Below are 5,116 nucleotides of genomic sequence, written 5' to 3' on the forward strand. Positions count from 1 at the left end.
CGAAGGGGAACCGGTGCTGCCATGACAAACCTCCGTTTGCCACAGTGATTCAGAATTCTGTCAGCTTGGGAATCCCCGAAGAGTCGGCCTTCGCTCCCGTTGGTATAAGTTGTCGGCACAATCCCTTGTTTGACGTCCTTCAGATACTTCTTCATGCCGAACGTGCCCTGGCCGTCATCACGCCAATGCGCGGCGGGCCAGACGCCGGCACGTATCTTCTCAGCAGCTTTACGAGCGGCCTTTAGCACTTTGTGTTCCGGTGTGAATGACTTCTCGGCCGGAATCGGAGCACCGCTGATGAGTAAGGCCTTTTGTCTGCCGTCGCCTATGTCGCGTTCGACGTACTTTGATCCCCATGTCTCAAGATAGACTTTCATCCGGCGCTTCTCTGAGCCCCAGTGGCGTCCTGCTGTTGGATAATGCAATTGCCCGGTGAAGGGCGATTGAATCGCATAGATCATGGAGAGGTGCGTCTCTTCACCTCGCGCGGTCAGATCGCCGGGCTTCCAAGGATGTGGATCGCCATCACGGGAGAGGTATCGCTTATCCATTTCCTCGGTACGAGGGAGTAACGCAGTCTTTGCTCGTTCCGCATTCTTTGCGTACACGAGGACATACTCGGTCGCTGTTGAAAGCTGGCGTTGATCGTTTCGAGGTGCGTAGGATTTCTGCCAATTGATTATGCCTATACGGTTAGACTCGCCAAACATCTCGTCGAGCAACATGCCCAGCCTGAACAGTTCGCGATGATCAATACAGATGGCCAGGACGCCACCCGGACGAAGCATTTCTTTCATCATCCAGAGGCGAGGCGTCATGAACCGAAGCCATTTGGAATGCCTTGATCCGTCGTCTGCGGGCACCAACTTACCCAAGTCAGGGTCGTTTGGATCCTCGTCCCAACGATCGTTGTACCGGAAGTCCAAACCGGTGTTGTAAGGGGGGTCAGTAAGAACGAGGTCAACTTGTCCGCGGTACTTGTACAGGCTGACCAGCGCTTGGAGATTTTCACCCTCAAGCAAAACGTTCTCTGACTGTTGTATTTCGGAGCCGACGCATAGCTTCTTCTCGATGCGCTGCGAGCGGGGTTTCAGTTGGCGAATGATCTGCCAAGGTGGAGTCTGACCCGGGTAGGTCAAGCGAATGCCGCCGATATCGACACCGTCCCGGTCAAGCAGCAGGCGGATCAAGTCTTCTCGGCTCAGTTTATTGTATTCAGTCATGTTTTACCTCGACAGAGCCGCTGGGTGCCTGCTCCTGGATGAATTTGAAGCTGACGCCGGGCCTGCCGATGCGCGAGACCATCGGCTCCTTGATCTGTCGCTGCGAGTGGGCCGTTATCGAGAACATAACATGAACAAACGGCAATGCCTATGTTCATCTCACGTCTCCCCGCAGGGGGTTAACGACATCGATCCCCTCGAAATCCCTCTCGTTGTCGGTGACAACCACGCATTCGTTGGCCTGGGCGATGGCCGCAATGATAGTGTCGAGGCCGCTCCGGGGGCGGCCCCTGGTTTTTCCGTCCGCCATCAGTCGCGCCCACACGAGACCTGCTTTCTCATCAAAAGGGAGGATACGATCGGCAAAAAGCGCCTGCGGACCCTCAGCGCCGGAGAACCACGTCTCTAGCTGTTCGCGCTTCTTGCCGGCAGGTTTCTCAAGAATACCGCGACGGATTTCGGCAACGGTCAGCGAAGCGATGAACAGGTCTGTATCGGTTTGGTCGGCCATCCAGCCCAACAGGGCCTCTGATGGCGCGGGCTTGGTGACATTGCTGAGGATGTTGGTGTCGACCAGATAACGCATCAAAGATCGACCTTGCGACCTTCTTCGCGGGGACGAGTCAGGTCGAGGTCAGCGCCGACAAGTGGGGAGCGGCGGAGCGCTGCGAGAATTCCGCCTCTCTTGGGTGGCTCTCCAGTGATAGTCTGATTGACGGCAGCACGGAGCCTCGACGCTTCCGGACCATCCTCGGCAAGGCGACGCGCCAACGACCGGATGAGATCACGATCAGCATCGCGGCCAAGCACTTCGAAACGGGCGAGTCCACGCTCGCTTAAACGAGACCTATAATTCTGAATCGCGCGCTTCTGAGAACTGCCCATGGTGACCTCCTGCCGATTTCCAGTAATATAGCCAGAAAATCGAATTTCAGCAAGGTCCAGCTGTCGATGGCGGGGCGTGCCTGCGACCGGATGGCATAGGTCTTCTAAGCGTGTTATGACGTTCGTGACGGTACTTTTGAGCGGAGTCGGGTGCGTCACCGAGCGCTCTGAGGGCCATAAATCGATCGACTGATCCCGATAGTCGGCGAAACCTCAAAAATATTTTTCCGGTGATTTTCCCTTTAAAATCAAAAGCGTAACTTTTTGACGGCCTCCGTGTCGGAATTTTCATGCCAATAAAAGAAATTTTCGAGTAATTTCAATTGGTTATATGCTGTTTAAACAATCGAGTGGGAGTGACGGGGAGTACTGTAGCGTAGAAGAGGATAGCGCAGCGTACGAGAGGCAGCAGTGTTCCGCCGATAGTAGTCGATAGTCTCCCCACTCTCGACAAGCGATGCGCGCTCGGCTCGACCTCGAACTTTGCAAGCTGATGGGTCACCGTTGATCAGCAGGTCGATCCCGTGGTCGTTCAGGTTGTGGGCAGTGGAGGGTGTCGCAGAACTTAATCGCACCATCTGTGAATGATCCGCCACATGCCGAGAGCTGCCTGTTTTTCAGATCACAAACACTGGAGCAAACCCGCCGCCAGGAGTCCTGAAATTCGTGGTTTGGCCCTGATAGAGGCGCGCGGCCACCAGAAGCACATGACTGTCATAGGTATAGAGCCGGACGTCCATCTTGCGCGCCTGGAGTGCGTCGTCGATCTTGATCATGCGCTCGCTCGGCCGGACCAAGGTCTGGGCAACGTAGCCGCCCCGCTCGATTTCTGCCCAGACGCCTTTCGTCACCTTGTCGCCGCGGTACACCGCCTTGCCGCCATGCCCGCCTGTCGGCTTGAAGAACAGGCCCTTACGCGACTTCCACAGTTCATCGGCGGTTTCGGGAGTGACAAGGACAGTGCGCGGGACGGATTTGAGCTGGGCCAGACGTGCCGGTTCCAAGCCCCAGCCCGCGAGCATGACCGGATCTGAGAGGATCGAGAGGTTCCGCTTGTCGGCGAGAAGGGCGTGGTTGTGCGGATTTGGCGTCACGACCACCGCGCCATCCCGGTAGGCCTCACGTAGCGCCCTGTGCTCAGGCCGCTCAAACGCGAAGTCGGTGACGCGGTTGTAGACGAGGTCGACAGGTTTTCCCTCAACGCTGAGCTGGCCGCCCTCATAGCGAAGGTGGCTGGCGTCCGCGATAATCGCGTCGACGCCGCGCGCGGCCAGAACTTGCCGCGCAAGCACGAACTCGGGATAGAGATACTGTTCCTTCGGGCTGTCGTCGACGATAGCGATCCGTTGTGCGGCGCCGGTTCCCCGCTGGCGCATCCATTCGTCCTGGAACATGCGGAACGCCGCGTCCTCAAACGTGTGCGGCGTCAGCGGCATGTCCATTCCGGCACAGCACGCCCGCTGCGCCCTCGCAAGAAGGGCATTGAGGAATGCCCCGCCGGCATTGGTATTGATCTCGATTAACCGCGGCCCGTCCACGCCAAGATGGAAGTCGTAGCCCATCAACGCACCAACCGGACCGTGATCTTCTCTTGAGATTTCGGGGGCCCAGGAGAGAACCGCGGCCTTGTATGAAGCGAGCCGGGCCGTCGCTTCGATAGCTGCCACCACCTCCTGCATCTCGGCCATCTCGCTGGCCGAGAGGAACACCGGCACGTTCGAGAACAAGTGGGCCTTGGGGCGGATGAACGTCTCGCAAAACTCCGGGTCACGGGCCTCTTGCTCCAGCGCCTCGCACAGCGACCGACGGTCGAGCGTGACGCAGAAGCAGTTCTGGTTGAGTCGGTCCGAGAGCGTCTGATCCTGACCCAAGGAAGTGGGGTCTGAATCGCTCATCGACCGCGACGCCGTTGCTGCGTGCAGTCAACGACCAGATCGGCCACCCCGAGCAGATCGTCGAGCGTTCCCGCAACATCGAGACCTGCGTCCCCCATCGCCTGAGCGCGCTCGCCGGTGGCCCCCGTAAAGGTGAAAGCCCTTCTGCTTCGCCATGCCCGGTCGCCAGTCGACGCTGATGTCCGACACGCCGGCGAGCTCCATATCGTTTTGCCGGGCCACGGCGTCGGCAACACGTTTGCCGATCACGCCGTAGCCGTTGACGGCGACTCTGGTCCTGCTGCCTGCTTTCATCTGCTCGTCCTTGCGTCGTGGTGGTGCCGCTTCGAAGGCGGATGCGCGTGCCGCGGGCAGTAGCCGGAAGGGCCGCCATGCGGGCTCCTTCCGCAGGGTGCCAGCGCCCGTCTCTAACCAACCGGACTTGGCCAACACCCTCAAGCCGCGTCTGCTTGAGCACGGGCCCATTGATGACCATAAGCGCGGCGCTGCCCGCCATGACCGGCGCCGCCACCTCGGGATTGACTACGAAGGGGAAGCAGACGTCGGCCGTCACCGGAAAGGCAATGAATATCGTACGCCGCTGCCCAACAAATATCTACCGCCCGGCCATGAACGACAATTTATGCGGACTGGACCGCTCATTGGGAGATCCTTCAACGATGAGGAAGGATCCAGGAGCGACCGCCGACAGGGGCCAGACGACGGCAGAGGTATCCGAGTGCGATCAGGCAAAGGCCTGCGTGCGCGGCGCGCAAGGCCGCGAAGACGAGATGAGGCGCAAGATCCAAGCCATTGATGACGAGAGGAAAGCAGGAGGTCCAGACCGCCATGACGAACAGAAGGCGCAATGCGCCGACGGTCATGGCTCAATCCTCGAGATTTGCTCGCCCGTGGCGATTTGGGCGGTGCATTCGAGGGTCATCAGGCCTACCCTACTTGTATTTCTCCAAGTCAATATAGAGGGCCGCATCGACATTTATATCGAGCATCGCTCGAAATTCCTGAGAGCCTGAGCGAAAAGGAGTTGAGCGATATCAGCAGGTTGTGATTCCCCTTCGTTGTCGAGACGTTGGAGGATCGAAATGGCCTGGGATGATATCGCTCGGCTTGAGC

At 58.5% G+C, this 5,116-nt stretch carries 5 protein-coding genes; 1 reads left to right on the forward strand and 4 read right to left on the reverse strand.

Annotation, left to right across the window (positions count from 1 at the left end; translation table 11 throughout):
• The 4 genes from VSX60_RS21890 to VSX60_RS21905 form a co-directional block, all read right to left on the reverse strand.
• A partial coding sequence (locus tag VSX60_RS21890; RefSeq protein ID WP_327626359.1) for a site-specific DNA-methyltransferase occupies nt 1–1,223 on the reverse strand: 1,223 nt, incomplete at its 3' end.
• Between the two features lie 154 nt (nt 1,224–1,377).
• Nucleotides 1,378–1,809, reverse strand: a complete 432-nt coding sequence (locus VSX60_RS21895; protein WP_327626360.1) for a PIN domain-containing protein — start codon at nt 1,807–1,809, stop codon at nt 1,378–1,380.
• A complete protein-coding gene (locus VSX60_RS21900) occupies nt 1,809–2,108 on the reverse strand; it encodes a hypothetical protein (RefSeq protein WP_194728708.1) in 300 nt (99 codons plus the stop codon). Before VSX60_RS21900 ends, VSX60_RS21895 begins: the two co-directional genes overlap by 1 nt.
• A gap of 617 nt (nt 2,109–2,725) precedes the next feature.
• Nucleotides 2,726–4,003, reverse strand: coding sequence for a hypothetical protein (locus VSX60_RS21905; protein ID WP_327626361.1), 1,278 nt, complete (start codon nt 4,001–4,003; stop codon nt 2,726–2,728).
• 467 nt (nt 4,004–4,470) lie between these two features.
• On the opposite strand from VSX60_RS21905, the gene VSX60_RS21910 reads away from it, so the two are divergent.
• Complete coding sequence (locus VSX60_RS21910) at nt 4,471–5,016, forward strand: hypothetical protein (protein ID WP_327626362.1); 546 nt, start codon at nt 4,471–4,473, stop codon at nt 5,014–5,016.
• The last annotated feature ends 100 nt before the right edge of the window (nt 5,017–5,116 follow it).

The organism is Aurantimonas sp. A3-2-R12 (genome assembly GCF_036016755.1).
In the GTDB taxonomy this organism is placed as follows: Bacteria; Pseudomonadota; Alphaproteobacteria; order Rhizobiales; family Rhizobiaceae; genus Aurantimonas; species Aurantimonas coralicida_A.